We start from the raw sequence: 24,669 nt of genomic DNA, 5'->3' as shown, positions 1-24,669 counted from the left end.
CTCTGTGGCCGTTCAACCGGCCCCAGCCCGCACACCTCACCGATTGGACAGGAAGCACAGGGCTCCATGTAGTGATGGCCTACCGGCAGGCCTATCCCATGGTGCCGCCGTACATCTGGCCTCTCGACCCGGTTCCCGAGCCGGCCGAGTGGACGCAGTCACGCTGGCATGTCAACGGCGACCGCACCCTGTGTCTCCTGCGCGCCGACGCACTGTGGACGGGCCGCGAATCTGTCGTCGACCTGCTCTTGAAGGCCGCAGGGTGGAAAGTGGAGTACGCGCTGATGAAGCACGAGGCCATCACGCAGATGTCCGACTGCGGCATCGTCGAGGACGACCGCTTCGACCACCTCCTCACCCGGCCGCCCGCCGCTGGGCCTGCCCACGCCAGCCTGACGGCCCCGCCCGACACAGCACCGGACCACTCGGACGCCGGGGGTGGACCCTTGTGCTGATCCTCGTCCCTCACCACGCCGCAGCCACCATCCGCCAGGCCGGCCCCTGGGGCGGGATGACGCTGCGCGGCAACCACGAGGACCTGGCCGTCATCCGGGGAGTCTCCACCCGCGACGGCGCGACCTTCCCCGTCAACACCTCGCCAGGCCAGAACCTGATCGCGGCCACCGGCGACGTACGCGCTTCCGGATACTGGTACCGCGTGGCCCCTGTACTGCACGTCTACTGGCGCCAGGTGAGCGGCCGACTGGGTACACGGGTGCCTCTGTCCGTATTCCAGGAGCACCTCACCAGCGGCTACAAGAAGCCCGGCACCACCCCGTACCTGGCTCTGACCTACGCGCCCAACCTCACAGATGCCTTCCCCGACCACAACGCGCCCGACATCGTCGCCTGGCGTGTCGGGCGCGACGGCGCGTACCCCCTCAACTGTCTCGTCGAGCCGTCGACCACCGGCATCAGCCAAATCCAGGACCACTGGCCCGTCAGGGACCTCCAAACAGCACATGTCATGCTCGTCGGCGCCGGCAGCATCGGATCCGCCACCGCGCACGCTCTCGCCGGCTACGGCATCGGACACCTCACCCTCGTCGACCCCGACCGGCTCTCCTGGCACAACCTCGTACGCCACACCACCAGTCGCCGCCACGTCGGCCGCTCCAAAGTCACAGCTCTCGCCGAGGAACTCACCGACCTCCGCCCGGACACCACAGTCACCCCTTTGGTCCTCGACGTCATCGACGACGCCGACCGGATCAGAACGCTGCTTCCTCAAAGCGACCTTGTCCTCTGCACGGCCGACGGCGTTGCCGCCCGCCGCGTCACCGGACACCTCGCCCGCCGCGCAGGAATCCCCGCTGTCATGGCCTGCGTCCTGCAGGACGGCGCCCTGGGCGAAATCCTGCGGCTGAGACCCTGGCCCCAGCACGGATGCCTCACCTGCAGGCGCCAGGCACTCGCCGAGCACGGCGGCATCGACCCCGAACCCGCTCTCGACGCCGGATACGGCACCGGCACACGACACCGGCCGATGACCGCGGTCGGTCCCGACCTCCACCTCGTCGCCCATCTCGCAGCCAAGACCGCCATCGCCACGCTCCTGGAACGCCTCGGGCACCCCGACCAGCGGCTGCCCGGCGAACACGGCCTCATCAGCCTGCGCCGGCAGCCCGACTGCGCACCACCCTTCGACCTCAACCGAACCGGCGAAACCCGATGGCTCCCCGCCACACCACCACGCCCCGGATGCCCCACCTGCGAAACCCCATGACCCCGCGCCCCGTCACCGCTGTACACCTCACCCAGGAGGCCCTGCGCGTCATCACTGACGAACTTCGAACCGCCGACAGAACCAGGGAAACCGGAGGCATCCTGCTGGGACACCACGTCCACGACACGGTGACCGTCCAGCACGCCGGAACCCCCGGACCCGAAGCGATTCAAACCCCCACCTACTTCCTTCGCGACCTGGCCCACGCCCAGACCCTGGCCGACCAGGCACACGCCCAGGACCACAGCGTCTGGATCGGCGAATGGCACACCCACCCCACCAGCCGCCCCGTCCCCAGCCCTCGCGACGCAACTACCTACCACCAACTCCTCAACGACCCCGAACTTGCCTTCCACAGCTTCATCGCCGTCATCCTCGGCCCCCGAGGACCGCACCGGGACATGGCCGCCTGGACCTGCCACAACAACACGATCACCCAGGTCGCCGTGCACGACCTGCCGCGTCAGCCGCGGCATCGGTAACGGCGGAACGACGGCCCGATTCTCACAGCAGCCTCCACACCCCTCGCCCCCGGAGAGTGACCATGGAACCCCTGCCCGCGCCGAGCCCCACCAGCGTCAGAATCACCGGCGACCACTACCAGTGGCTCATCGCCTGGACCGGCTGCCTCACTCTCCTGCGCGAAAACGCCATTCACACCGCCAACCCCGTCGTCTCCGTCGGCGTCGAAGCCGACGACGCAGGCAACCTCGACGACGTCGTCCTGCTACGCCGTACCCCGCCCCACACATACGCCCAGGTCAAATACACCGTCAGCAACACCACACCCGTCAACGAGGACTACCTCACCAAACCGAGCCCCACCGGCGGCCCATCGATCCTGAAGAAGATCGCCACGACATGGCGCACTCTCACCGCCGACGGCACCGATGCCGACCTTGCGATCATCACCAACCGGGCCCCAGACCCCAACGACCCCCTCATCGCCGTGCGGGACGCCCGCACTCAGCTCCTCCTGCCCAAGGCGGCTCATGGAACCGCACGCGCGGAAACTGGCAAGGCACGAACTCGCTGGGCTCAGAACGCCGGCCTGAGCGAGAGCGAACTCCACGATCTCCTCTCCCGCCTGCGCTTCGACCTGTCCCGAGAACTACAGCACGTACAGGAGCAGTTGCAGCTCCTGATGGCCGTCTGCGGTCTCCGCAACGACAGGCACGCCGTCGACGAGGGCGCCAACTGGGTCGCCCAGCAGGTCCGCGACGGCCACCGCACCCTCACCCTCGACATGGTCAAGACAGCCGTCGAAAGTCTCGACCTCAAGACGGGGCCCGCTTATGCGATCCTCTCGATCGCCACCCTCAAACCCGACCCGATCGCCTCCGAAGCCGACCACACCATCAACTGGATCGACCGGTTCGAAACCGACTCCGCATACACCAAACGCCGCCCGCTCGCACCAGCCACCTGGGCACAACTCCAGGACGACATCGAGGCAGCCCCCGCCCGCCTGCCCGGCCGCACCAACATCTCCGTGTCAGGAAGCCTCCGCCTCGCCCCCGCCTTCCTGACCGGCACGGCCTTCCGCATGGTCACCGGAGCAGACCTCGCCGTTCTCCAGCGCGGAGACCTATGGTCCACCCGTGACACCTACGACACCGAATGCGACCCCGCCGTCAAGGAATACGACATCGGTCAAGGCGAAGACCTCGCCGTCGGCGTCAACGTCACGGTCAAGGAACAACACTTCACCCAGGACGTCCTCGAATACCTCGAAGGACAGAACATCCCCGCATCCAGACTTCTCATCCTCACACCACCAGCCGGACCCAAGGACCGCTCGGTCCTCGATAGCCCCGCCGCCAACGCCCTCGCTGTCGGAGTCCGCGATGCCCTGCGCCGTCCCAGCCACGCAACTTCCCGGATCCACCTCTTCCTCGCCTGCCCCATGGGACTCGCCCTCCTCCTCGGCCACCGCTGGAACCGGCTGCGCCCCACCGTGGTGTACGAAGACGTCAGCACGGCACAGGTATATGAGCCAGCCTTCTTCGTTCAAGCCTGACTGCACGACGGGGCAGCAAAGCGGCACCAGCTCCACTGCCGGACGCCTGGGTGTTGATCATCAGTAGTTACAGCAGTTCATGACGTCGTCGGGGCTCGGTGTCCTCGCCGCTTCTGACACGGAGACGTGCACGCTGTCCTGGCAACTGTTCCTGCCTGATAGCTGGGACGGGCCGAAGCCTCCGAGAGGCGGGCCCGGTGCCGAGGCTCCGATCAATAGCATCACCGGTCGAAGTAGCAGCTCACGCTGGACATGCTCGACGAACTCGGGGCGGGCAGCCTGCGGCACACGGTACTGGTCGCGGACACCGGTTACGGGGCGAACGCTGACGGCGCTCGCCGGGGTCCAGACGCAGCGGTGCTGGGCGGGACTTTGCTCGGCGCCTGGGCACGGCATGTGAACGTTGCCGAACCAGAAATACGAGACCCTCGCCTATCACGCCAGCGCGGTTCTCCCAAATCGCGACTCGTCAGGGACTCTTGTAAACGTCGATTCGACAGGCAGGAGCACACCATGGACGAGAGTAAGGCCCGAATGCCCGAAATAGCATTCCTCACGTTGGACAAGGCCGCGGCGTATCTCGGTATCTCTCCCAACACCCTTTACGTGTGGCGCCATCGCCGGCAAGGGCCGCCCAGCTTCCAGATGGGCCGACGCGTGATGTACAGGATCTCCACGCTTGACGAATGGGTGGACCGACAGGAAAGGGCGGACTCGCGATCGAATCCTGCCTTGAATCCACTGAACCGCAAGCCCTCGCGTCGCACATCGTGACGTCCACAGCAGCACAGAGCATCGACACCAACCCGACATCAATTCCACCTGCCACAGCGGGATATGACCTGTCGCGAAGAAGCGTTCCCAACACCGTCAAGCACCCGGAACGCATCATTCGCACAGGCAGGAGGCCCCCATGGCGGGCTACATCGAGGATCGTTGGCTCAAGAAGAGGCCGGACAAGACGACCGGCAAGCGAGAGCGCACTTCCATCTGGGGGAAGGGAAAGCGGTACCGTGTCAAGGGCATTCCTGGTATCCAGGACAGGTCCTTCGACACAAGCGAAGATGCCAAGCGCTGGCTCGCTGAGGCGCAGACAGACTCCAGCAGGGGCGACTTCGTCGACCCACGGAGTGGTGCCATCTTGCTCGCCGATTACATCGCCGACCACTGGTGGCCTAGCCGAACGGATGAGCCGTCAACTGCGGGTCCCATGCGGAGCCGGATCTGGAACCACCTGATTCCCCTGCTCGGCTCGTATCCTCTGCGTGAGATCGACGCCTCGGCCCTTCGCCGGTTCAGGGCCGACTTGCTCTCTCGAGTCGAGGAGTCTTCCGCCGAGATCATATGGATACACCTCACCACCATCCTGAATGCCGCGGTTGATGACAAGCGCCTGCTGAAGAGCCCCGTCGCTGCCCACCGATCGATCAAGCGGCCCAAGCCGGTCGGTAGGAAGGCGAAGGCGTGGTCTCGAACCACGGTCGACGCGGTGCGGGACGGACTACAGGAGCGGTACCGGATCGCCGTGGACCTCGGGCTCGCACTCGGAGTTCGCCAAGGCGAGGCGCTCGGCCTCGCGGAAGAGGACTTCGACTTCAGGGCGGAGGTGGTCCACGTACGGCGCCAACTCCGCTGGGACGGGAAAGGGCGGCCGTACTTCTGCCTCCCCAAGGGCCGAAAGACCCGTGATGTTCCCCTTCCGCCGAACCTCGCCCGCCGCGTCCAGCTCCACTTCCAGCTCTTCCCGCCGGTCGAGTGCACCCTGCCGTGGCGTAATCCTGAGACGCCGGCGACCGAGTTGGAAGAGCGTCAGCGCAAGCCGATCACCCTGCGACTCGTGCTGAGCACCTCCCACGGGCTTCGGATCAATCCCGGGACTTGGAACGAGCGCAGCTGGAAACCCGCTCTCGTAGCCGCAGGGGTTCTGCGCCAGGTCGGCGAGAAGGCGGAGAGTTACGGTAACCGCGTCCGCCTCCACCCCGTCTACGAGCGCTCACGGCCGGACATGTTCCATGTCCTGCGCCACACGTTCGCGAGTGTGCAGTTGGAGGCCGGCGAGTCCATCGTGAGCGTGGCTACCTGGTTGGGGCACTCCTCCCCGAAGGTCACGCTGGACTACTACGCTCACTTCATGCCGGGTGCGGGCAAGCGCGGACTAGCCGCGATGGATACGTGGCTCGTGTGATGCAGGATCGAAAGTCCCCGAGAAGTCCCTGGCGCCGCCAAAGCCGCCACACAACCGACGAAACCGCAGGTCACAGGGCTACGCGCAACGCCGACCAGTTGTACGCCGAGTACAAGGAGCCCCTGTACGCCGCTCCCCCGCTGCTCCAGCGGATGGTGGACGCGGGCCGGCTGGGCCGGAAGACGGGGTCGGGCTTCTACCCGTACGACTGACCGTCCTGCCGTCGGGCGGGCAGGGCGACTCGCCCGGCCCGCCCGACGGAGCTACGAGCCGTCACCCCAGTTGCGTGTGGTGGAGCATGAGCAGAGCGGCGGCCATGTTGGCGGCCGGTACCTCACCGCGCGCGATCATGTCCGGCACGAGTTTCAGCGGGACCCACTCGCGGCGCGAGGACTCGAAGTCGTCCGCGGGATGGCCGGTGTACGTCGCCTCCCTGGACCAGAAGAGGTGGTGCCGGGCGTCCACCAGTCCGTTGGCCGGTTCCACGGTCATCAGGGGCCGCAGTTCGCCGGGGCGCCAGCCCGTCTCCTCCTCCATCTCCCGCGCCGCCGCGGCGGCGATGTCCTCGCCGTCCTCGACCACCCCCGCGGCGAGTTCCCAGCCCCAGCTGTCGGTGATGAACCGGTGCCGCCACAGGAGCAGTACCTCGTTGGCCTCGTTGACCACGGTGGCCGCGGCGACGGGCCGGAGCCGGATGAGGAAGTGGTCCAGATGCCGGCCGTCGGGGAGAACGACGTCCGCCAGGTTGACCCGGAACCAGGGATTCTCGTACACGGTCTGTTCGTTCAGGTTCGTCCACTGCACAGTTCTGCCACCTTCCGACTGGTCGATGGCAACATCGGAGCAGGGTCGGCTTCGCAGCGGAACGCGTGAAGGCCCCCGGGCCGAGGCTCACAGAGGCACGCGCAGCGCCCCTTCGATGAGTACGGCCGCTGCCGCGGCGTCGGCGCTTCCGCTTGCGACCAGATGCTCCCGCACGGTGCGCAGCCGGCCCGGAGCCGCTGGGACTCCACGCCGCGGGCACGTTCGGCCATCTCCGAGGCCGTGCGGGCCGCTCTGTCCGCCTCTCCCTGGAGCAGTTCGAGGCGGGTCAGCGTGGCGAGCCGGTGCACGGTTCCGCGATCGTGCGCGGGGGAGCGTACGGCCGCCGCCGCGTGCTCCCTGGCGGCGGCGAGGTCGCCGAGACACAGCAGCGCCTCGGCGACCTGGATGTTGACCAGGCCGGGCTGGACGTACCCCGTCTCGTCCGGTTCGTCGCCGCTGCCGATACGGCCGGCCTCGGCCTCGGCGCGGCTGATGCACTCCAGGGCGCCGCGGTGATCACCCAGCTCCGCGTAGGCCTTCGCCTGCATCGCGTGGAGATCGGTGGCCAGCGCCGGGGTGATGTGCGGGCCGGCCGCCCTCAGCGCCGCCTCGGCGAAGGCCACGGAGCGGCGGAACTCGGCCAGGTGCAGCGACTGGTTGACCAGCAGGGCGATCACATAGGCGCCGAGGCCCCGGTCCCCGCTGGCCTTGGCCAGGCGCAGGGCCTGGTGGAAGTAGCGCTGGGCGAGCCCGTGGGCGTCGGAGTCGTAGGCGCAGATACCCGCGACGGCAACCAGACCGGCGGCCGCGCGGTGCAGCTGGCGGCCCGTGGCGTCGCTGTACCCGCCGCGCAGGAGCGGGGCGGTCTCGGCGTTGAGGAAGCCGACGATGCGGGACTTGGTCGCGATGCCGCCGGCCTTCCGGTACATCTGCTCGTAGTGCGCGCGGGCCGCGCGGAGCATCGCTATGTCGGCCAGGCTCACGCGGGGCGGCCCGGGACGGGAGACATCGGCGTCCTCGGGAGGGTTCTCCCACTCCCAGACCGGCATCACGGCCGTGGTGCCCGAGACGGCGGGCGCGGTGGCGAGGTGCGGTCGCTGTTGTTCGTCGGAGCGCCACAGGGCGGTCGCGTGCTCGACGAACCCGGGGAGGCCGGCGCCCCGGGCGGCCGTGTGCAGCCCCGCGACCCCCATGCCGATGTCGTCCAGCGTGACGGACCGGTCGAGTCGGCGGGCGAGTACCTCGCAGATCAGGTCGGGGACCTGGCCGCGCGGGCGCTGCCCCTTGAGCCAGCGGGACACCGCCGTGTGTTCGTAGCGCAGGCACAGCCCGCGGGTGCGGCCGGCCTGGTTGACATGACCGGCGAGCCCCGCGCGGGACACACCCGCCTCGTCGATCAGGGATTCGAGCAGGACATTGGGCTCCATCGCCCCCCCATGGTGCGTGTCGCAATGAGCCTAGTGGAGCACGATTCACACGGGGTGTGAACGGAATGCCCGAACCGTCCGGCTGTGCGCTCTGCCGCGCCGGTACGCCGCTCGCTTGAATAAGTGCCTCGCAAGAGGCGGCCGGGTCGTCGGCTCCCCCTCGTACAGTTCGACGACCCGCCCCGCGCCGTTCGTCCTGCCGGCCTGCCCGACACTCCGTGGCAGGGCGTGCGGCGCCGGACCGCACGGCCCGCTGTCCCGATGGCAGCGGTGACCGTCCGCGGTCCCACGGCCGTCCCGCGAGAACAGGAGGGGCGTATCCGGTGGCCGGATACGCCCCTCCTCACCGCTCTCGGTGCTACGCGCCGCGCAACACCGCGCCGGTGCGCTCGGCCGCCAGGGCGACCGCGGTGTCACGGGCCGCGGAGGCCTCCTCCACGGTCAGCGTGCGGTCCGGGGCACGGAACCGCAGCGCGTACGCCAGGGACTTCCTGCCCTCGCCGATCTGCTCGCCGGTGAAGACGTCGAACAGCCGCAGCGATTCCAGCAGGTCACCGGCCCCCTCGCGGAGTGCGCTCTCGACCGCGTCGGAAGGAACACCCGAGTCGACGACGAGTGCGACGTCCTGGGTGGCCACCGGGAAGGTGGAGATGCGGGGCGCCTGGAGCGCGCCGTCGACGGCCTGCTCCATGACGTCGAGCTCGACCTCCATGGCGCAGGTCCGCTCGGGCAGGTGGAGCTCCTTGACGACCCGCGGGTGCAGTTCGCCCGCGTGTCCGAAGAGTGTCTCCACGCCGTCGACGGTGACGTACAGCGCGGCGCAGCGGCCGGGGTGCCACGGTGCGTGCCTGTCGGCGCGGACCGTGACCTCGACGCCCGCCTCACGGGCGATGACGCGTGCGGCCTCGACGGAGTCCGCCCAGTCTGCGGGGCGGCCCTTGCCCCACCAGCCGGCCTGCTCGCGGGCGCCCGCGAGGACGACGGCGGCGCGGCGCGGCTGACGCGGGAGCGCCGCGTCCAGCCCGGCGATCTCCTCGTCGGTGGGGCGGCGGTCGACAGGCAGCCGTACGGCTTCGGTCTCCTCACCGGTGGGCCTGAAGACCAGCCCTGTCTCGAAGAGTGCCAGGTCGTGGCTGCCCCGGCCGTCGTTGCGCCGCAGTGCGCCGAGCAGGCCCGGCAGCAGCGTGGTGCGCAGCGCGGGCTCCTCGTCGGAGATCGGGTTGACGAGGGTGACCGTGCGGCGTCGCGCGTCGTCCTTCTCCAGACCGAGCTGGTCCAGGACGGCGTCGCCGATGAACGGGTAGCTGAGCGCCTCCACGTAACCGGAACCGGCGAGGGCCCTGCCTACGCGGCGGTGCAGCCGCTGGCGGTCGGTGAGTCCGCGTCCGGACGGCGGCGTCGGCAGGGTGGACGGGAGGTTCTCGTACCCCTCCAGCCGGATGACCTCTTCGGCCAGGTCGTTCGGCTCGGCGAGGTCGGGGCGCCAGGACGGCACCGTGACGATCAGCTCGTCCTGCCCGTAGACGTCGCAGCCGACCTGCTGGAGGCGGCGTACGACGGTCTCGCGGCCGTACGCGACACCCGCCACCCGGTCGGGGTGGTTCGCCGGCATCGCGATGGTGCGGGGTGCGGACGGGGCGGTGATCTCCGTGACGCCGGCCTTGGCCGTGCCGCCCGCGAGGAGGACCAGCAGGTCGACCGTGCGCTGCGCGGCAGCGGCGGCGGCCTGCGGGTCGACGCCGCGCTCGAAGCGCTTGGACGCCTCGGAGCTCAGCTTGTGCCGGCGCGCGGTCCGGGCGATGGCGATCGCGTCGAAGTGCGCGGCCTCGATGACGACCTCGGTGGTCCCGGTGTCCTCGGCGTGGTCGGCGATCTCGGTGTCGGCGCCGCCCATGACGCCCGCGAGGCCGATCGGCCCGCGGTCGTCGGTGATGACCAGGTCCTGGGAGTCCAGGACGCGCTTGGCACCGTCGAGCGTGGTGAGCTTCTCGCCCTGCTGGGCGCGGCGCACCCCGATCGTCCCCGTGACACGGGAGCGGTCGTAGGCGTGCAGCGGCTGGCCGAGTTCCAGCATCACGTAGTTGGTGATGTCGACGGCGAGCGAGACGGTGCGCATCCCGGCCTTCTGCAGCCTGCGCTGCATCCAGATCGGGGAGCGCGCCTCGGGCTGCAGGCCGGTGACCGTACGCGCGGTGAAGTTGCCGCACCCGATCGGGTCGGACACCTTCACCGGGTAGCCGTGCGCGTTGGGCGGGGGCACGTCCAGGAGCGCCGGGTCGCGCAGCGGGAGCCCGTACGCGATGGCGGTCTCGCGGGCGACCCCGCGCATCGAGAGGCAGTAGCCCCGGTCCGGGGTGACGGCGATGTCGAGGACCTCGTCGACGAGCTCCAGGAGCTCGATCGCGTCGGTGCCGGGCTCGTACTCCGGCGGCAGCACGATGATGCCGTGCGTGCCGTCGTCGCCCATGCCCAGCTCGTCGGTCGAGCAGATCATGCCGTGCGACGTCCTGCCGTACGTCTTGCGCGCGGCGATCGCGAAGTCACCGGGCAGCACGGCGCCCGGGAGGACCACGACGACCTTGTCGCCGACGGCGAAGTTACGGGCGCCGCAGACGATCTCCTGCGGCTCGCCGGTGCCGTTGGCGGTGCCGACGTCGACGGTGCAGAAGCGGATGGGCTTCTTGAAGCCCTCCAGCTCCTCGATGGTCAGGACCTCTCCGACGACCAGGGGGCCCTTGAGCCCGGCGCCGGTCTGCTCGACGGTCTCGACCTCGAGGCCGACGGAGACGAGCCGGGCCTGTACGTCGCGGCCGGTCTCCGTCGCCGGCAGGTCGACGTATTCCCGCAGCCAGGAAAGCGGGACGCGCATCAGATCTCCATCCCGAACGGCCGGGTGAACCGGACGTCACCCTCGACCATGTCTCGCATGTCCTCTACGTTGTGGCGGAACATCAGCATCCGCTCGATGCCGAACCCGAAGGCGAATCCGCTGTACTTCTCGGGGTCCACACCGCAGGCGACGAGCACCTTCGGGTTGACCATGCCGCAGCCGCCGAGCTCGATCCAGCCCTCGCTGCCGCAGGTGCGGCAGGGGCGGTCCGGGTTGCCGACGGACTCGCCGCGGCAGACGTAGCAGACCATGTCCATCTCGGCGGACGGCTCGGTGAACGGGAAGAAGTTCGGCCGCAGCCGGGTCTTCATGTCCGGGCCGAAGAGCGCCTGGACCATGTGGTCGAGGGTGCCCTTGAGGTCGGCCATGGTGAGGCCCTCGTCGACCGCGAGCAGCTCGATCTGGTGGAAGACCGGGGTGTGCGTGGCGTCGAGCTCGTCGGTGCGGTAGACCCTGCCGGGGCAGACCACGTAGACGGGGGGCTTGCGGCTGAGCAGCGAACGGGCCTGGACGGGCGAGGTGTGCGTACGCAGCACGACACCGGACTCGTCGCCCTCGGTCGGCTTCCCGTCGGGCGTGGTGCCCTGCACGAAGAAGGTGTCCTGCATCTGCCGCGCCGGGTGGTCCGGCACGAAGTTCAGGGCGTCGAAGTTGAACCACTCCGCCTCGACCTCGGGCCCCTCGGCGATCTCGTAGCCCATGGCGACGAAGACGTCGGCGACGCGCTCCATGATGGTCGTCAGGGGGTGCCGCGCTCCGGCCGGGGTGCGGTCGTAGGGCAGGGTGACGTCCACCGCCTCCTCGACCAGCACCCGGGCGTCACGCTCGGCCTCCAGCTCGGCCTGGCGGGCGGCCAGCGCCTTGGAGACGGCGCCGCGGGCCTGGCCCACGCGCTTGCCCGCCTCGGCCTTGGCCTGCGGCGGCAGGGCGCCGATCTCGCGGTTGGCGAGCGACAGGGGCGAGGTACCACCGGTGTGCGCGGTCTTCGCCTGGGCGAGCGCGTCGAGGTCGCCGGCGGCGGCGAAGGCGGCGAACGCCTCGTCCCGCATGCGCTCGATCTCTTCCGGTTTCAGTGCCTCGACCTCGACTGGGTCGTACGACTTGTTCGGTGCCGACATCTCTTCCCGTGCTTCCGATTGGCTGGTGGCGACCCTGGTTGGACGACTGAGGACGCAAAGGTGCCAAAAGTCGAGTCTACGGGCCGCCGGGGGGCGGGGAAGCCCGTGGGCCGCTCACGCCAGGTAGGCGGGCGCGCTCACGGGCAGGATAAATCGGAATTCGGCGCCGCCGCCGGGTGCGCGGTCGACCGTGATGGTCCCGCCGTGGGCCTCGACGATGCCCTTGACGATGTAGAGGCCCAGGCCGGTGCCGCCGCGCTTGCTGCCCCGCCAGAAGCGGGTGAAGACGCGGCCCATCGACTCCTCGGGGATGCCGGGGCCTTCGTCGCTCACGGTGACCGCCGTTCCGCTCTCGTCGCTCTTCGCCGGTGCGGGCGCAGGGGCGATCTCAATGGTGACGGTTCCCTCGCCGTGGCGCACCGCGTTTTCGAGGAGGTTGCCGAGCACCTGGTCGACCTTGTCCGGATCGGCCCAGAGCGCGGGCAGCGGCTGCCGGGTGCGGACGAGGAAGCGGTCGGGGGACTGGCCGTTCGCGGTGTGCGCCTGGACGTGGCGCTCGACGGCGGCGGAGATGTCCACGGGCTGGCGGCGCAGTTCGAGCCGGCCGGAGTCGATCCTGGAGATGTCGAGCAGCTCGGCGATCAGCCGGGTGACCCGGTTGGCGTCCGCGTCGACGGTCTCCAGCATCAGCCGCTTCTGGTCGTCGGTGAAGCGTTCCCACTTGGCCAGGAGCGTGGCGGTGAAGCCCTTGACCGAGGTCAGCGGGGAGCGCAGCTCGTGGGCGACGGTGGCGATCAGCTCGGCGTGGCTGAGCTCGGTGCGACGGCGGGCCTCGGTGCCGCGCAGGGACACGACGAGCCGCCTGACCGGGCCGGTGGGGCTCTCGCGGACGTACCGGGCGGAGACCAGGACCTCACGGCCGCCGGGGAGCAGCAGGTTGCGCTCCGGCTGGCCGACCCGGGTGGCGAGGCCGCCGTAGGGGTCGGTCAGATCCCACCAGCGGCGTCCTTTGAGGTCCTCCAGGGGCAGTGCCTGCCCGATGGAGGCGCCGAGCGCGGACTCCCTGGGCGTGGCGGTGATCCGGGCGGCTGCCGTGTTGAAGCAGATGACCTCGCCGTTCTCGTCGGCGACGACGAGACCGTCGGGCAGATCGTCCGGGTCGATGCCCGTCGCGGGGTCCCCGACGGCTCGGCTCACGCCGGCGTCGTCGGAGAGGGCGCGCACGGCGGCCGTGTGTGTCGCTCGCGGCCTGCTCATGCCGACAGCCATCTTCCCGTACCCCACCTCTCGAACCGGTGCAGTGGGCCCCCGAGTTCGTCACCCTACTAGGCGTCAGCAGCCGGGCGACACCCTCCGGCCGGGCACCGGCGGGGTGTGGCCCGTATCGATCGGTGGGGCGCCGGCGGGGATCAGTCCGCGCGGCGCGGGCGCTGGGCCCGTGCGGAGGCGTAGAGACACACCGCGGCGGCGGTGGCGAGGTTGAGGCTCTCGGCCCTGCCGTGGATCGGGACGCGGACCACGGCGTCGGCCAGGGCGCGTGTCTCCTCCGGGAGGCCCCAGGCCTCGTTGCCGAACACCCAGGCGGTGGGCCCGCCCATGGTGCCCGCGTCGAGCTCGTCGTCGAGGTCGTCCTCGCCCGCGCCGTCGGCGGCCAGGATGCGCACCCCGGCGCCCCGGAGTCCCCGCACGGCCTCCTCCACGGGTACGCCGACGGCCACCGGCAGGTGGAAGAGCGAGCCGACGGAGGCCCGGACCGACTTCGGGTTGTAGAGGTCGACGGAGGCGTCGGTGAGCACGACGGCGTCAGCCCCGGCGGCGTCCGCGCAGCGCAGCACCGTGCCGGCGTTGCCGGGGTCACGTACGTGGGCGAGGACGGCGACCAGGGTGGGCTTCGCCGCGAGGATCTCCTCGAACGGCGAGTCCAGGAAGCGGCAGACGCCGATCAGGCCCTGGGGCGTGACGGTCTGGGAGACGTCGGCGAGCACGTCGCCGTCCGCGAGGTGCACACGGGCGCCGGCGGCACGGGCGGCTTCGACGATGTCGGTGTACCGGTCGGCCGCCTCGACGGTGGCGAAGAGCTCGGTGAGGGTGGGCTCGCCGTCGCCGCCCCGGTGCGCGGCGGCCTCCCGCACGGCCTGCGGCCCCTCGGCGATGAACCTGCGCTCCTTGCCGCGGAAGTTACGCCTGGCCAGCCGGCGTGCGGCGGCGATTCGCGGCGATCGCGCGGAGATCAGTTCGGGGGTGCCCATGGTCGGCGGCGAGCCTCTCTGCGTAAGTCAGCTTTTCTGCGTACGTTTCTCCGCGTACGGCTGACTACGTACGCGACACGTGGTGCAACGCACCGGACCCGCAGACGGCATGCGCCTGCGGGTCCGGCTCAGAGCGCTGGGACGCTCGGAAGTGCGGCCTGGATCAGGCGGCCTTCGGGGCGTTGACGTCGCTCGGGAGGGCCTTCTGGGCGACCTCGACGAGGGCGGCGAACGCGTTGGCGTCGTTGACCGCGAGCTCGGCCAGGATCTTGCGGTCCACCTCGATGTTGGCGGCCTTCAGACCCTGGATGAGGCGGTTGTACGTCATGCCGTTCTGGCGGGCGGCCGCGTTGATGCGCTGGATCCAGAGCTGACGGAAGTCGCCCTTGCGCTTCTTGCGGTCGTTGTAGTTGTAGACCAGGGAGTGGGTGACCTGCTCCTTGGCCTTGCGGTACAGGCGCGAACGCTGACCGCGGTAACCGCTGGCGGCCTCGAGGATCGCCCGGCGCTTCTTGTGGGCGTTTACTGCCCGCTTGACGCGTGCCACTTTTAACTCCTTGCAGCGGGGCCGGGTGGTCGGAAGTCAGACTCACCAGACCCGGAAACGAATAGGTCCCGGTCGGATCGAGGGCGCCTCCGGGTTCACCGGAGGCAGCGCCTCACTTGCCGAGAAGCTTCTTGATCTTCTTGGCGTCGGCCGGAGCCACGACGACCGTGCCGGTCAGCGAGCGGGTCTTCTTGGACGACTTGTGCTCGAGCAGGTGGCGCTTGCCGGCCCTCTCGCGGAGCACCTTGCCGGAGCCGGTGATCTTGAAGCGCTTGCTGGCACCGCTGTGCGTCTTGTTCTTCGGCATCGCGCCGTTATCTCCTCGTCAGTGGCGCCCCTCACGGTGCGGGCACCGGACTGCAGGGGCGTCAGATCTTTGGGTGGTTTCCGAGGGGCCCGGGGGCGCCTGGATGGCTGCCCCCGGAGGTCACGCCTCGGAAGGTGTCTCGGCCGGAGCCTCGGCCGCTGCGGCCGGGGCCTCAGCGGTGTCACCCTCGGGCTCGGCGTCGGGGGTCGGTCCCTGACGCTCCGCCTTGCGGGCGGCCTGGGCCTCACGGGCTTCGGCCATTGCTTCGGTCTTCTTCTTGTGCGGGCCCAGAACCATGATCATGTTCCGGCCGTCCTGCTTCGGGTTCGACTCGATGAAGCCGAGGTCCTCGACATCCGAAGCCAGACGCTGGAGCAGTCGGAAGCCCAGCTCGGGGCGGGACTGCTCACGACCACGGAACATGATCGTGATCTTGACCTTGTCCCCCTGCTTGAGGAACCGGACGACGTGACCCTTCTTGGTGTCGTAGTCGTGCGGGTCGATCTTCGGCCGGAGCTTCATTTCCTTGATGACCGTGTGCGCCTGGTTCTTGCGCGCCTCACGGGCCTTCATGGCCGACTCGTACTTGAACTTCCCGTAGTCCATGAGCTTGCACACGGGGGGACGGGCTGTCGCCGCCACCTCGACCAGGTCGAGGTCGTACTCCTGTGCGAGCTCCAGGGCCTTGGCAAGCGGGACAATCCCGACCTGCTCGCCGCTGGGACCGACAAGTCGCACCTCGGGAACGCGAATCCGGTCGTTGATGCGGGGCTCGGCGCTGATGGATCCTCCTCGGTAGCACCACGCGACCGCCTGGCGGACAGCCGCGTAACGTCTTTTGTGTAAAGACCAACCGAACCGGGAAACCAAAAATGCCCCGGACGGGACACAGGCGGGGCTCCTGGAACTACCGGAGCACCGCCGCGTGCAACCGCGGGGCGCAATCGGGCGGCCCCATCGTCCGTACGGAACGATGGCTGCCACCTGACCGGTGACCCGCCGTCCCGGGGGACGGTCAGGTGGGAGATCGGAGCCTCCACTTGTGGGCCGGTCACATAGGTGTCCGGCCGGTCGTTACACAAGGTTAGCAGCCCGCCCGCGCGTGCGCTAATCCCGTGTCCCGGCGTGCTCCCGCGGGAAGGACGCGCGTGGCCTGGCCTTATCGTGTGGGGCATGAGCGACGCGACCACTCCCAGCACCGAGAACCCCGGCTTCGACGACATGGCCCGCGACATCGCGGAGGTTCCCGCGGTCGAGGTGATCGTGACCGTCGCCGTCAATCTGATGAGCGCGGCCGCCGTGAAGCTCGGCCTGACCGAGGAGGGCGAGCAGCACAAGGACCTGGACGAGGCGCGCAAGCTGGTCCAGGCGCTGGCCGGACTCCTCGACGCGAGCGCGACCGAGATCAGCACGTTCCACGCCTCCCCGCTGCGCGACGGCCTGAAGTCGCTGCAGCTGGCGTTCCGCGAGGCCTCGCTCGTGCCGGACGAGCCCGGCCACGGCCCGGGCGAGAAGTACACCGGCCCGGTCTACGGCTGACACTCCCGCCGGAACACGGCCCCTAGGAGCCCGCCGCCTTCGACAGGTGGCGGGCTCGCGTGCGTCAGCGGGTGAACAGGGCGGCGCCGGGCGCCTCGGCGCCGGCCGGCAGCAGTGCCAGGTCGATCCCGCGCACCAGCCGGGCGCGCAGCACCTCGCTGGCGGAGAGCGCGTCGGCGACCCGGCGGGCGGCCTCCGCGACCACGGCGTCCGGCGCGAGGACCAGCGCGAGGGTGCCGTCGGCCGCGCCGGGGCCGAGGTGGGCACGCAGCACCGCGGGCTCGGCGGCCACGGCCTCCCGTACCGCCTCGACGACGGCGGGGTCGTCGAGCGGGTCCGCACTGGCCCGGTTCTCGGCCAGGGCCAGCAGGGCAGGTCCGGTCAGCTCGAAGGCGACGGGCCCGGCGAGGTCGAGCACCACCGTGTCCGCCTTCTCGTGCGCGGCGGCCTGCAGCGCCTGGTGCAGGGGTACGGCGACGGGGCGGGCCTGCGGGTCCCAGCGGGCCAGCGAGGCGGTGGAGGTGAAGGCGGGCAGGGCGCGCCGGTCACCGGCCTGAAGGGTCGGCACGGCCATGTCGCTGGTCTTCTCGCGGCGCAGCCCGCCACCACCCCTCCCAGGAGTATCGTCCCCCTCCTCGACCTCCCCCAGCACGGCGACGACCGGCACGAGCAGCCGGGCGTCGCGCAGGGCCGCGAGGACGGGTCCGACGGCCGTCCGGTCCTCGGCCCAGGCGGCGAGGGCCGCCGTCAGTTCGGGCGAGGCGGTGCCGTCGTCGTCGGAGAAACCGGGGTCCGGGATGTTCTTGAGCGCCACACCACGAGCGTAGTGGGTCGGTTCTCTCACCTCGGCGACAGGTCGGGCACAGGCTGCTGCCAGCCACGCTGCCTAGCGTCCGGGCCATGTCCCGTCACAGAACGCGCAGGCCGGCGCTGTCCGGCCTCGTGACCGCCGCCGTCGTCCTGCTGGCCGGTTCCGCCGCGGGAGGTGCGTATCTGGTGGGTCGTCCACCGGATGACGCGGCCGCCTCGGTGGCCGCCGTATCGTCCGCGTCGAGCCCGCCGGCCGAGGCGGGCCGGAGCGAGGAGCCCGAGGTGGATCTCGACGCGGAGCTGGCCGACGCGCTGGCACCCCTGGCGGACGGTGCCGACGTGTCGGTGGCCGTGCTGGACACGGAGAGCGGCACGGGTGCCGCTTACGGGGACGAGGCGTACGACACCGCCAGCATCGTCAAGGTCGACATCCTGGCGGCCCTGCTGCTCCTGGCGCAGGACGAGGGCCGGGAGCTGAACGGCGCGGAGCAGGCGTACGCGGAGGCCATGATCCGCCGCAGCGACAACACCTCGGCCACCGAGCTGCTCAAGGTGATCGGTGGGGAGGAGGGGCTCGACGCGGCCAACGAGCGGCTGGGGCTGACCACGACGCGGGCGGCCCACGCGTGGGGGCTCACCCAGACCACGGCCGCCGACCAGGTGCGGCTGCTGGAGGCGGTCTCCGGGACGGATTCCGAGCTGTCGGCGGCCTCACGCGCGTATCTGACGGAGCTGATGGGGCAGGTCGAGGCGGACCAGCGGTGGGGGGTGTCCGCGGCGGGCAGCGACGCCGTGCTGAAGAACGGATGGATGCCCCGGACGACGACGGGGCTGTGGGACGTCAACAGCATCGGGCGGGTGGAGAGCGGCGGGCACACCGTGCTGGTGGCGGTGCTGTCGCGCGGTCATGCGACGAAGGAGGCGGGCATCGCTCTCGTCGAGTCCGTCGCCAAGGCTGCGGTGGGCGTGACCGGTGCGGTGACCCCGGCGGGCTGAGACGGTCCCCGGGCGCCGGACGCGTCCCTCTCAGCGGTAGGGGCCCGCGGGGAACGGGGCGCCGCCGGACCGCCCGCCGTTGTTCCTCCCGCGCCACAGGACGACGGCCAGGGCGAGGAGTACGGCTCCGAGGCCGCCCGCAGAGGGGGCCAGCCATCCGGCGGGCTTCCCGTCCCCCTTCTCCGGGGCGGGGCCGGAGCCGAAGTACTGCTTGCCGTAGCCCGCTTCGGCGGCACGCGCGCCCCGGTCGTCGGGGCGCGGTTTCGCCCCTGCCGCGATGGCGGCGGCGGGGTCGACCAGTCCGTAGCCCCTGGCGTCGTCACGGCCGCCCTCGGGGGCGTTGCCGGCGGTGTCCGTGAGCAGGGTCTTGATCTGCGCGGGCGAGAGACCCGGGTGCGCGGCGCGTACGAGGGCGACGGCCCCGGAGACGTAGGCCGACGCCGCGGAGGTTCCCCACTCCATGTAGTAGTGCCCGTCGGGATTGGCGACGACGATGTCGACCCCGGGCGCGCTGACCGTGGCGTACCAGCGCCGGGTGGAGAAGGCCGCGTGGGTGCCGTACCTGTCGACGGCCGCGGCTGCGATCACACCGGGGTAGGCCGCGGGGTAGGAGGCCCGGTCCCCCTTGTCCCCGCTGTTGCCGGCCGAGGCGACGACGGCGACGCCCTTGCCGAGTGCGTACTGCACGGCGGCGTCCTCGCCCGGCTCCGGGTGGGCGGACTCGCTGTCGTCGCCCAGGGAGAGGTTGATGACGTCGGCGCCGTGGTCGGTCGCCCAGCGGATGCCGTCGGCCAGCGCCGTCCCGCGTGACTCACGGGCCTTGGAGCGCGACGGGTCACCGGATTCGAGGATGACCCGGACGGGCAGGATCTTCGCTTCCGGGGCGACGCCGAGCACGCCGTCGCCCTGTCCGGGGCCGTTGCCGCGGCCGGCGATGATGCCGGCCATCGCGGTGCCGTGCAGGGCCCAGGAACGGTCGCCGCGTTCGGCGCCGAAGCCGATGAGGTCCTTGCCCGGGAGCACCTGGCCGGCGAGGTCGGGGTGTTCGTCGTCCACACCGGTGTCCAGGACCGCGACGGTGATGCCCTTGCCCTTCGTGGTCTGCCAGGCACCGCCGGTGTGGAGGGCCTCCAGTCCCCACTGCTGGTCACGGATGGCGTCCGCGTGTGCGGGAACGGCGGTCAGCAGCGTGAAGGCCGTGGCCGTGGTCACGGCGGCGAGCGCCCTGAACCGGCGGGGACGGGTCATTCCGGCTTCTCCGTGAGGTCGGTGACGGTCCTGCGCAGCGTGCGCTCCACCCGGTCGGCGATGCCCTTCGCCTCGTGGCCGAGGCCCGCCTGGGCGACGGCAGTCGTGGCGCCGGCGGCCATGGCCTCGGCCGCGGGCTGCGGTTCGGCGACCGTACGGCCGTCGGCGAAGCCGGAGACGGCGAACACGACGACGGGCACCTCGGTCAGGACGTTCACCGTCCAACTGGCGCGCTGCTGCTCGCCGAAGCCCGCGGCGACGGTGCCCTCGGCCGGGTAGGTACGCGGCATCAGATCGGTCCGGGCGGCGAGGTTCTGGGTGGTGAACCGGGTGTCGAGCGCGCCCATCGCCTGGGTGTCACCCTCGGTGAAGACCAAGCCGACGGTGGTGACGCTGCTGCGTGTGGCGTCGGTGTAGGTGGCGCGCACCAGGCGCTCGCAGCCGACCGGCCGGAGTGTCCTGAGCAGCAGCGGGTCCAGCCCCGCCGCACAGCCGCCGTCGCCGGCGACGGCGACCCTGGTCCATACGCGGTCGGTGGCTCCCGGGCCCGCGCCGTCGCCCTTGAGGGTGCGCGGGAAGAGGGAGTCGACGGGCACGGTGTGCCAGGCGGAGCGGCCCACGGTGTACGCGCTGCCGGCACCCGGATCGGCCGCGGAGTCCCCGGTGAGCCATCTGCCGGTGACCGCGCCTCCGACGAGGCCGAGGCCGAGCACGCCGCAGACGGCCGCCGCCACGGTCCTGCCGGGGTTCCCGGCCTTGACGGGGCGCAGCCGGGTGGTGGTCTCCACGGGAGTCTCGGCGTACGGGTGGTACGCGTACGGCGGGGGCGGGGCGGCGCCCCGGCGCGGGGTGAGGTCCACGGCGCCGACGGGCCTGCGCCTGGTGGCGGCGGGCGGTGGCGGGGGTCCCGGGTGCCCGGCGGGTGGTGACGGCGGCGCGGGCGGTACGGGCCTGAGCCGGGTGGTCGTCTCCACGGGCGGCGCGGGCTCGGGGCGCGGGGGCGGGGGCGCGGGCTCCGGGGGCGGTCCCGGCGGTACGGATCCGGAGGGCGGGGCCGCAGGAGCGGGGGTGCCGCCGGGTATGAGGGGCGGGCCGGCCGGTCGGGGCGGGACTGGAGCGCGTCGCGCTTCGGTACTCATCCGTCCCCCTGGTCCACGTCCCCGCACCGCCCACGGACCGCCGTCCGCGCGGGCCCGCCGGTCGATCGTGTGACGGTCACTCTACGGGGTGGACAGGGCCCCGTGGGGACGGGACGCGGGGTGCGGCACGATCTGCACCGAACGTCCCCTACCCAGTGGTACGGACGTCTGGCAAGCTGCGGCCATGACTGCCCGCGCCGCTGACCAGAGCCGCTACAACAGGGCCACCGCCCATCTCGACGCCCCGGTGGCCGTCGTCGACCTGGAGGCGTTCGACGCCAACGCCGATGATCTGGTGCGCCGGGCGGGGGGCAAGCCGATCCGGGTGGCGAGCAAATCGGTGCGCTGCCGGGCCCTGCTGGAGCGGGTGCTCGCGCGTCCGGGCTTCGCCGGGATCATGTCGTTCACCCTCGCGGAGTCGCTGTGGCTGGCCCGCGCCGGATTCGACGACGTGCTGCTGGCCTACCCGTCGGCCGACCGGTCCGCGTACGCCGAGCTGGCGGCCGATCCGAAGCTTGCCGCCGCGGTGACCGTGATGGTGGACGACCACGCGCAGCTGGAGCTGATCGACGCGGCACGGGCCGGCGGCACCGAGGAGATCCGGGTCTGTCTGGAGCTGGACACCTCGCTGCGGATGCTCGGCGGCCGGGTCAGGATCGGCGCGCTGCGCTCCCCGCTCCGCTCCCCCGCGCAACTGGCCGAGCTGGCCCGCTCGGTGGAGCGCCGGCCCGGCTTCCGGCTGGTGGGGCTGATGGCGTACGAGGGGCATGTCGCCGGTGTGGGCGACTCGGTGGCCGGGCGGCCCTTCCGGTCCCGCGCGGTGCGGCTGATGCAGGCGGCGGCCCGCAGGGAGCTGGCGGTCCGGCGCGCGGAGGTCGTGCGGGCGGTCCGCGCGGTGGCGCCCGGTCTGGAGTTCGTCAACGGGGGCGGCACCGGCAGCGTGCAGCACACCGCCGCGGAGGCCGCGGTGACCGAGATCGCGGCGGGTTCCGGTCTCTACGTACCGAGGCTGTTCGACAACTACACGTCGTTCACCGGGCGTCCGGCGGCGCTGTTCGCCCAGCCCGTGGTGCGGCGTCCGGGCGTGGGCGTGGTGACCGTGCTCGGCGGGGGGTATCCGGCGTCCGGGGCGGCGGGTCCTGACCGGCTGCCGGTGCCGTATCTGCCCGAGGGGCTGCGCTACGACCCGCAGGAGGGCCCTGGCGAGGTGCAGACACCGCTGCTCGGCGCTCCGGCGGACGATCTGCTGATCGGTGACAAGGTGTGGTTCCGGCATGCCAAGGCCGGTGAGCTGTGCGAACGCTTCGACGAACTGCGGCTGATCGAGGGCGACCGGATCACCGCCACCGTCCCGACGTACCGGGGCGAGGGCCGCACCTTCCTGTAGGCGCGTTCCCCGGGGGCCGGGCGGTGGCGTCGCCGCCCGCGCGGACGCCGGCGCGGCCGGCACCGCCCGGGCGGCGTCGCGTAGCCCGTGCCACCACACCATGAGCCGGGTGCCTCAGTCGAGCGGGGTCACGTAGGCGCCCGAGATCCCGCCGTCGACGAGGAAGTCGGTGGCGTTGACGAACGAGGAGTCGTCGCTCGCCAGGAAGGCGACCGCGGCCGCGATCTCCGTCGCCTCGGCGAACCGGCCGAGAGGGATGTGCACGAGCCTGCGGGCGGCGCGCTCCGGGTCCTTGGCGAACAGCTCCTGGAGCAGGGGGGTGTTGACCGGCCCGGGGCACAGGGCGTTGACCCGGATCCCCTCGCGGGCGAACTGCACCCCGAGTTCGCGGGAGAGGGCGAGGACGCCGCCCTTGGAGGCGGTGTACGAGATCTGGGAGGTCGCGGCGCCCATCCGGGCGACGAAGGAGGCGGTGTTGATGATCGAGCCGCGGCCCTGGCGGCGCATGTAGGGGAGGGCAGCCTTGCAGCAGAGGTAGACGGAGGTGAGGTTGACGTCCTGGACGCGCTTCCATGCCTCCAGCCCGGTCGTGAGGATGGAGTCGTCCTCGGGCGGGGAGATCCCGGCGTTGTTGAAGGCGATGTCGACGGAACCGTAGGTGTCGTGCGCCGCCGCGAAGAGGGCCTCGACCTGGCCGGGGTCGGTGACGTCGACGCGTACGAAGGTGCCGCCCGCCTCCTCGGCGGCGGCCCTGCCGGCGCCCTCGTCGATGTCACCGCAGACGACGTGGGCTCCTTCGGACGCCAGCCGGCGGGCGGTGGCGAGTCCGATGCCGCTGCCCGCCCCGGTGATGACGGCGGTGCGGCCGGTCAGACGGCGGCAGATGTTCCCGGAGTCGGTGGTCATGTGTTCTCAGGCCTCCGTGCTGATGAAGACGTTCTTGGTTTCGGTGAAGGCCGCGAGGGCGTCGGGCCCCAGTTCGCGGCCGAGCCCGGACTGTTTGTAACCGCCGAACGGGGTCCAGTAGCGGACGGCGGAGTGGGAGTTGACCGAGAGGTTCCCGGCGCGGACCGCCCGGGAGACCCGCAGGGCGCGGCCCACGTCGCGGGTCCAGACCGAGCCGGCCAGGCCGTGTTCGGTGGCGTCGGCCAGCCGGACGGCGTCCTCCTCGTCCTCGAAGGGCAGGACGACGGCGACGGGGCCGAAGACCTCCTCCGTGGCGACGGGGGCGTCGGGGGCGACACCGGTCAGGACGGTCGGGGGGAACCAGAAGCCGGGGCCGGTGGGCGCGCTGCCCCGGATGCCGTCGGCGCCGTCCGGGACGAATCCGCGGACGCGCTCCAGCTGGGCCAGCGAGATCAGCGGCCCCATCTGGGTCTTCTCGTCCGACGGGTCCCCCACGACGACCGAGGCGACGGCGGGGACGAGGAGCTCCAGGAAGCGGTCGTACACGGACCGCTGGACCAGGATGCGGGTGCGGGCGCAGCAGTCCTGGCCGGCGTTGTCCAGGAAGGACATCGGCGCGGTGGCCGCGGCGGTCTCGATGTCGGCGTCGGCGAAGACGATGTTGGGGCTCTTGCCGCCGAGTTCGAGGGTCAGCCGCTTCACCCGGTCCGCGCACCCGGCCATGATCTCCTTGCCGACGCGGGTGGAGCCGGTGAAGACGATCTTGGCCACGCCCGGGTGCTCGACCAGGGCCCTGCCCGTCACGTCGCCCGCGCCGGGCAGCACCTGGAAGAGGTGCTCGGGCAGGCCGGCCTCCAGGGCGAGCCGGGCAAGGTACTGGGCGGTGAGCGGGGTGGTCTCGGCCGGTTTCAGGAGGACGGCGTTGCCCGCGGCGAGGGCGGGGGCGACGCCCCAGGCGGCGATCGGCATGGGGAAGTTCCACGGGGCGATCACTCCGACGACGCCCAGCGGTTCGAGGAAGGTGATGTCGATCCCGCCCGGTACCGGGATCTGGCGCCCGGTCAGGCGTTCCACTCCCCCGGCCGCGTAGTCGAGGAGGTCCCGGACGTTGGCCGCCTCCCAGCGGGCGTTGCCCAGGGTGTGTCCCGCTTCGGTGACCTCCAGCCGGGCCAGCCGTTCCCCGTGGTCGTCGACGAGGACGGCGAAACGGCGCAGCAGCCGGGCGCGGTCGGCGGGGGCGAGTGCGGCCCAGGTGCGCTGGGCCTCCGCGGCCCGGGCGACGGCGGTGGACACCTCCGCGGCGGAGGTGGCGGGGACGGTGGCGACGAGTTCCTCGGTCGCCGGGTTCAGTACACGGTGCTCGTGGATCAC

Annotated in this window: 22 protein-coding genes and 2 pseudogenes; 10 read left to right on the top strand and 14 right to left on the bottom strand. The window is 71.2% G+C overall.

What is annotated here, in order from left to right:
- Positions 1–74: 74 nt before the first annotated feature.
- The 7 genes and pseudogenes from P8A20_RS30095 to P8A20_RS38795 form a co-directional block, all read left to right on the top strand.
- On the top strand, positions 75–455 hold the full coding sequence (locus P8A20_RS30095; protein WP_306104563.1) for a hypothetical protein: 381 nt from the start codon (positions 75–77) through the stop codon (positions 453–455).
- On the top strand, positions 449–1,726 hold the full coding sequence (locus P8A20_RS30090; protein WP_306104562.1) for a HesA/MoeB/ThiF family protein: 1,278 nt from the start codon (positions 449–451) through the stop codon (positions 1,724–1,726). Before P8A20_RS30095 ends, P8A20_RS30090 begins: the two co-directional genes overlap by 7 nt.
- The gene (locus P8A20_RS30085; protein ID WP_306104561.1) at positions 1,702–2,208 is read left to right on the top strand and encodes a Mov34/MPN/PAD-1 family protein; all 507 of its coding nucleotides are present in this window, start codon (positions 1,702–1,704) and stop codon (positions 2,206–2,208) included. The genes P8A20_RS30090 and P8A20_RS30085 overlap by 25 nt, the downstream gene beginning before the upstream one ends.
- A gap of 62 nt (positions 2,209–2,270) precedes the next feature.
- Entirely contained in the window at positions 2,271–3,746 is a 1,476-nt protein-coding gene (locus tag P8A20_RS30080; protein WP_306104560.1) for an SAVED domain-containing protein, read from the top strand.
- Between the two features lie 252 nt (positions 3,747–3,998).
- Entirely contained in the window at positions 3,999–4,520 is a 522-nt protein-coding gene (locus tag P8A20_RS38800; protein ID WP_371934418.1) for a helix-turn-helix transcriptional regulator, read from the top strand.
- 139 nt (positions 4,521–4,659) lie between these two features.
- Positions 4,660–5,931, top strand: a complete 1,272-nt coding sequence (locus P8A20_RS30070; protein ID WP_306104559.1) for a tyrosine-type recombinase/integrase — start codon at positions 4,660–4,662, stop codon at positions 5,929–5,931.
- 89 nt (positions 5,932–6,020) lie between these two features.
- Positions 6,021–6,143: pseudogene (locus tag P8A20_RS38795) on the top strand (3-hydroxyacyl-CoA dehydrogenase family protein); the annotation flags it as partial.
- A 61-nt stretch (positions 6,144–6,204) separates the two neighbouring features.
- Here P8A20_RS38795 and P8A20_RS30060 read toward each other — a convergent pair.
- The 9 genes and pseudogenes from P8A20_RS30060 to infC form a co-directional block, all read right to left on the bottom strand.
- Positions 6,205–6,735, bottom strand: coding sequence for an NUDIX domain-containing protein (locus tag P8A20_RS30060; protein ID WP_147962255.1), 531 nt, complete (start codon positions 6,733–6,735; stop codon positions 6,205–6,207).
- Positions 6,736–6,822: 87 nt separating this feature from the next.
- Positions 6,823–8,162: pseudogene (locus P8A20_RS30055) on the bottom strand (NsdA family TPR-like regulatory protein).
- Positions 8,163–8,520: 358 nt separating this feature from the next.
- On the bottom strand, positions 8,521–11,031 hold the full coding sequence (pheT, locus tag P8A20_RS30050; protein ID WP_306104558.1) for a phenylalanine--tRNA ligase subunit beta: 2,511 nt from the start codon (positions 11,029–11,031) through the stop codon (positions 8,521–8,523).
- Positions 11,031–12,170 carry a phenylalanine--tRNA ligase subunit alpha gene (pheS, locus tag P8A20_RS30045; protein WP_147962252.1) on the bottom strand — a complete coding sequence of 380 codons (1,140 nt, stop codon included), beginning with the start codon at positions 12,168–12,170 and terminating at the stop codon, positions 11,031–11,033. Before pheS ends, pheT begins: the two co-directional genes overlap by 1 nt.
- Before the next feature lie 114 nt (positions 12,171–12,284).
- Positions 12,285–13,439: a sensor histidine kinase gene (locus P8A20_RS30040; RefSeq protein WP_147962251.1), complete on the bottom strand. Its 1,155-nt coding sequence runs from the start codon at positions 13,437–13,439 to the stop codon at positions 12,285–12,287.
- A 140-nt stretch (positions 13,440–13,579) separates the two neighbouring features.
- A complete protein-coding gene (locus P8A20_RS30035) occupies positions 13,580–14,419 on the bottom strand; it encodes a TrmH family RNA methyltransferase (protein WP_147962250.1) in 840 nt (279 codons plus the stop codon).
- A gap of 163 nt (positions 14,420–14,582) precedes the next feature.
- Positions 14,583–14,966 carry a 50S ribosomal protein L20 gene (gene rplT, locus P8A20_RS30030; protein WP_003970214.1) on the bottom strand — a complete coding sequence of 128 codons (384 nt, stop codon included), beginning with the start codon at positions 14,964–14,966 and terminating at the stop codon, positions 14,583–14,585.
- Positions 14,967–15,078: 112 nt separating this feature from the next.
- Positions 15,079–15,273: a 50S ribosomal protein L35 gene (gene rpmI / locus P8A20_RS30025; protein WP_003970213.1), complete on the bottom strand. Its 195-nt coding sequence runs from the start codon at positions 15,271–15,273 to the stop codon at positions 15,079–15,081.
- 120 nt (positions 15,274–15,393) lie between these two features.
- Positions 15,394–16,056 (bottom strand): translation initiation factor IF-3, encoded by a 663-nt coding sequence (gene infC, locus P8A20_RS30020; protein WP_147962761.1) that lies wholly within the window; start codon positions 16,054–16,056, stop codon positions 15,394–15,396.
- A gap of 390 nt (positions 16,057–16,446) precedes the next feature.
- Here infC and P8A20_RS30015 point away from each other — a divergent pair, with 390 nt between their 5' ends.
- The gene (locus tag P8A20_RS30015; RefSeq protein ID WP_014157243.1) at positions 16,447–16,812 is read left to right on the top strand and encodes a DUF1844 domain-containing protein; all 366 of its coding nucleotides are present in this window, start codon (positions 16,447–16,449) and stop codon (positions 16,810–16,812) included.
- Between the two features lie 64 nt (positions 16,813–16,876).
- On the opposite strand, the gene P8A20_RS30010 is transcribed toward P8A20_RS30015, so the two are convergent.
- Positions 16,877–17,626 (bottom strand): SseB family protein, encoded by a 750-nt coding sequence (locus tag P8A20_RS30010; RefSeq protein WP_306104556.1) that lies wholly within the window; start codon positions 17,624–17,626, stop codon positions 16,877–16,879.
- Positions 17,627–17,712: 86 nt separating this feature from the next.
- Between P8A20_RS30010 and P8A20_RS30005 the strand changes: the two genes are divergently transcribed.
- On the top strand, positions 17,713–18,618 hold the full coding sequence (locus tag P8A20_RS30005; RefSeq protein WP_306104555.1) for a serine hydrolase: 906 nt from the start codon (positions 17,713–17,715) through the stop codon (positions 18,616–18,618).
- 30 nt (positions 18,619–18,648) lie between these two features.
- On the opposite strand, the gene mycP is transcribed toward P8A20_RS30005, so the two are convergent.
- Positions 18,649–19,866, bottom strand: coding sequence for a type VII secretion-associated serine protease mycosin (gene mycP / locus P8A20_RS30000; RefSeq protein ID WP_147960524.1), 1,218 nt, complete (start codon positions 19,864–19,866; stop codon positions 18,649–18,651).
- The gene (locus tag P8A20_RS29995; protein ID WP_306105213.1) at positions 19,863–20,726 is read right to left on the bottom strand and encodes a hypothetical protein; all 864 of its coding nucleotides are present in this window, start codon (positions 20,724–20,726) and stop codon (positions 19,863–19,865) included. Before P8A20_RS29995 ends, mycP begins: the two co-directional genes overlap by 4 nt.
- Before the next feature lie 463 nt (positions 20,727–21,189).
- On the opposite strand from P8A20_RS29995, the gene P8A20_RS29990 reads away from it, so the two are divergent.
- Positions 21,190–22,392 carry an amino acid deaminase/aldolase gene (locus P8A20_RS29990; RefSeq protein WP_306104554.1) on the top strand — a complete coding sequence of 401 codons (1,203 nt, stop codon included), beginning with the start codon at positions 21,190–21,192 and terminating at the stop codon, positions 22,390–22,392.
- A 114-nt stretch (positions 22,393–22,506) separates the two neighbouring features.
- On the opposite strand, the gene P8A20_RS29985 is transcribed toward P8A20_RS29990, so the two are convergent.
- On the bottom strand, positions 22,507–23,298 hold the full coding sequence (locus P8A20_RS29985; protein WP_147962248.1) for a 3-oxoacyl-ACP reductase: 792 nt from the start codon (positions 23,296–23,298) through the stop codon (positions 22,507–22,509).
- 6 nt (positions 23,299–23,304) lie between these two features.
- Positions 23,305–24,669 carry an aldehyde dehydrogenase family protein gene (locus P8A20_RS29980; RefSeq protein WP_147962247.1) on the bottom strand — a complete coding sequence of 455 codons (1,365 nt, stop codon included), beginning with the start codon at positions 24,667–24,669 and terminating at the stop codon, positions 23,305–23,307.

The sequence above is a fragment of the Streptomyces sp. Alt3 genome (assembly GCF_030719215.1).
Classification (GTDB): domain Bacteria; phylum Actinomycetota; class Actinomycetes; order Streptomycetales; family Streptomycetaceae; genus Streptomyces; species Streptomyces glycanivorans.
This window is presented reverse-complemented; position numbering and strand designations above follow the sequence as displayed.

Bases quoted from the DNA above. Each gene is read 5' to 3' on its own strand.
- P8A20_RS30095 (WP_306104563.1), top strand. From the start codon at position 75: ATGGCCTACCGGCAGGCCTATCCCATGGTGCCGCCGTACATCTGGCCT.
- P8A20_RS30085 (WP_306104561.1), top strand. From the start codon at position 1,702: ATGCCCCACCTGCGAAACCCCATGACCCCGCGCCCCGTCACCGCTGTA.
- P8A20_RS30080 (WP_306104560.1), top strand. From the start codon at position 2,271: ATGGAACCCCTGCCCGCGCCGAGCCCCACCAGCGTCAGAATCACCGGC.
- P8A20_RS38800 (WP_371934418.1), top strand. From the start codon at position 3,999: ATGCTCGACGAACTCGGGGCGGGCAGCCTGCGGCACACGGTACTGGTC.
- P8A20_RS30070 (WP_306104559.1), top strand. From the start codon at position 4,660: ATGGCGGGCTACATCGAGGATCGTTGGCTCAAGAAGAGGCCGGACAAG.
- pheT (WP_306104558.1), bottom strand. From the start codon at position 11,031: ATGCGCGTCCCGCTTTCCTGGCTGCGGGAATACGTCGACCTGCCGGCG.
- pheS (WP_147962252.1), bottom strand. From the start codon at position 12,170: ATGTCGGCACCGAACAAGTCGTACGACCCAGTCGAGGTCGAGGCACTG.
- P8A20_RS30040 (WP_147962251.1), bottom strand. From the start codon at position 13,439: ATGGCTGTCGGCATGAGCAGGCCGCGAGCGACACACACGGCCGCCGTG.
- P8A20_RS30035 (WP_147962250.1), bottom strand. From the start codon at position 14,419: ATGGGCACCCCCGAACTGATCTCCGCGCGATCGCCGCGAATCGCCGCC.
- rpmI (WP_003970213.1), bottom strand. From the start codon at position 15,273: ATGCCGAAGAACAAGACGCACAGCGGTGCCAGCAAGCGCTTCAAGATC.
- P8A20_RS30015 (WP_014157243.1), top strand. From the start codon at position 16,447: ATGAGCGACGCGACCACTCCCAGCACCGAGAACCCCGGCTTCGACGAC.
- P8A20_RS30005 (WP_306104555.1), top strand. From the start codon at position 17,713: ATGTCCCGTCACAGAACGCGCAGGCCGGCGCTGTCCGGCCTCGTGACC.
- mycP (WP_147960524.1), bottom strand. From the start codon at position 19,866: ATGACCCGTCCCCGCCGGTTCAGGGCGCTCGCCGCCGTGACCACGGCC.
- P8A20_RS29990 (WP_306104554.1), top strand. From the start codon at position 21,190: ATGACTGCCCGCGCCGCTGACCAGAGCCGCTACAACAGGGCCACCGCC.
- P8A20_RS29985 (WP_147962248.1), bottom strand. From the start codon at position 23,298: ATGACCACCGACTCCGGGAACATCTGCCGCCGTCTGACCGGCCGCACC.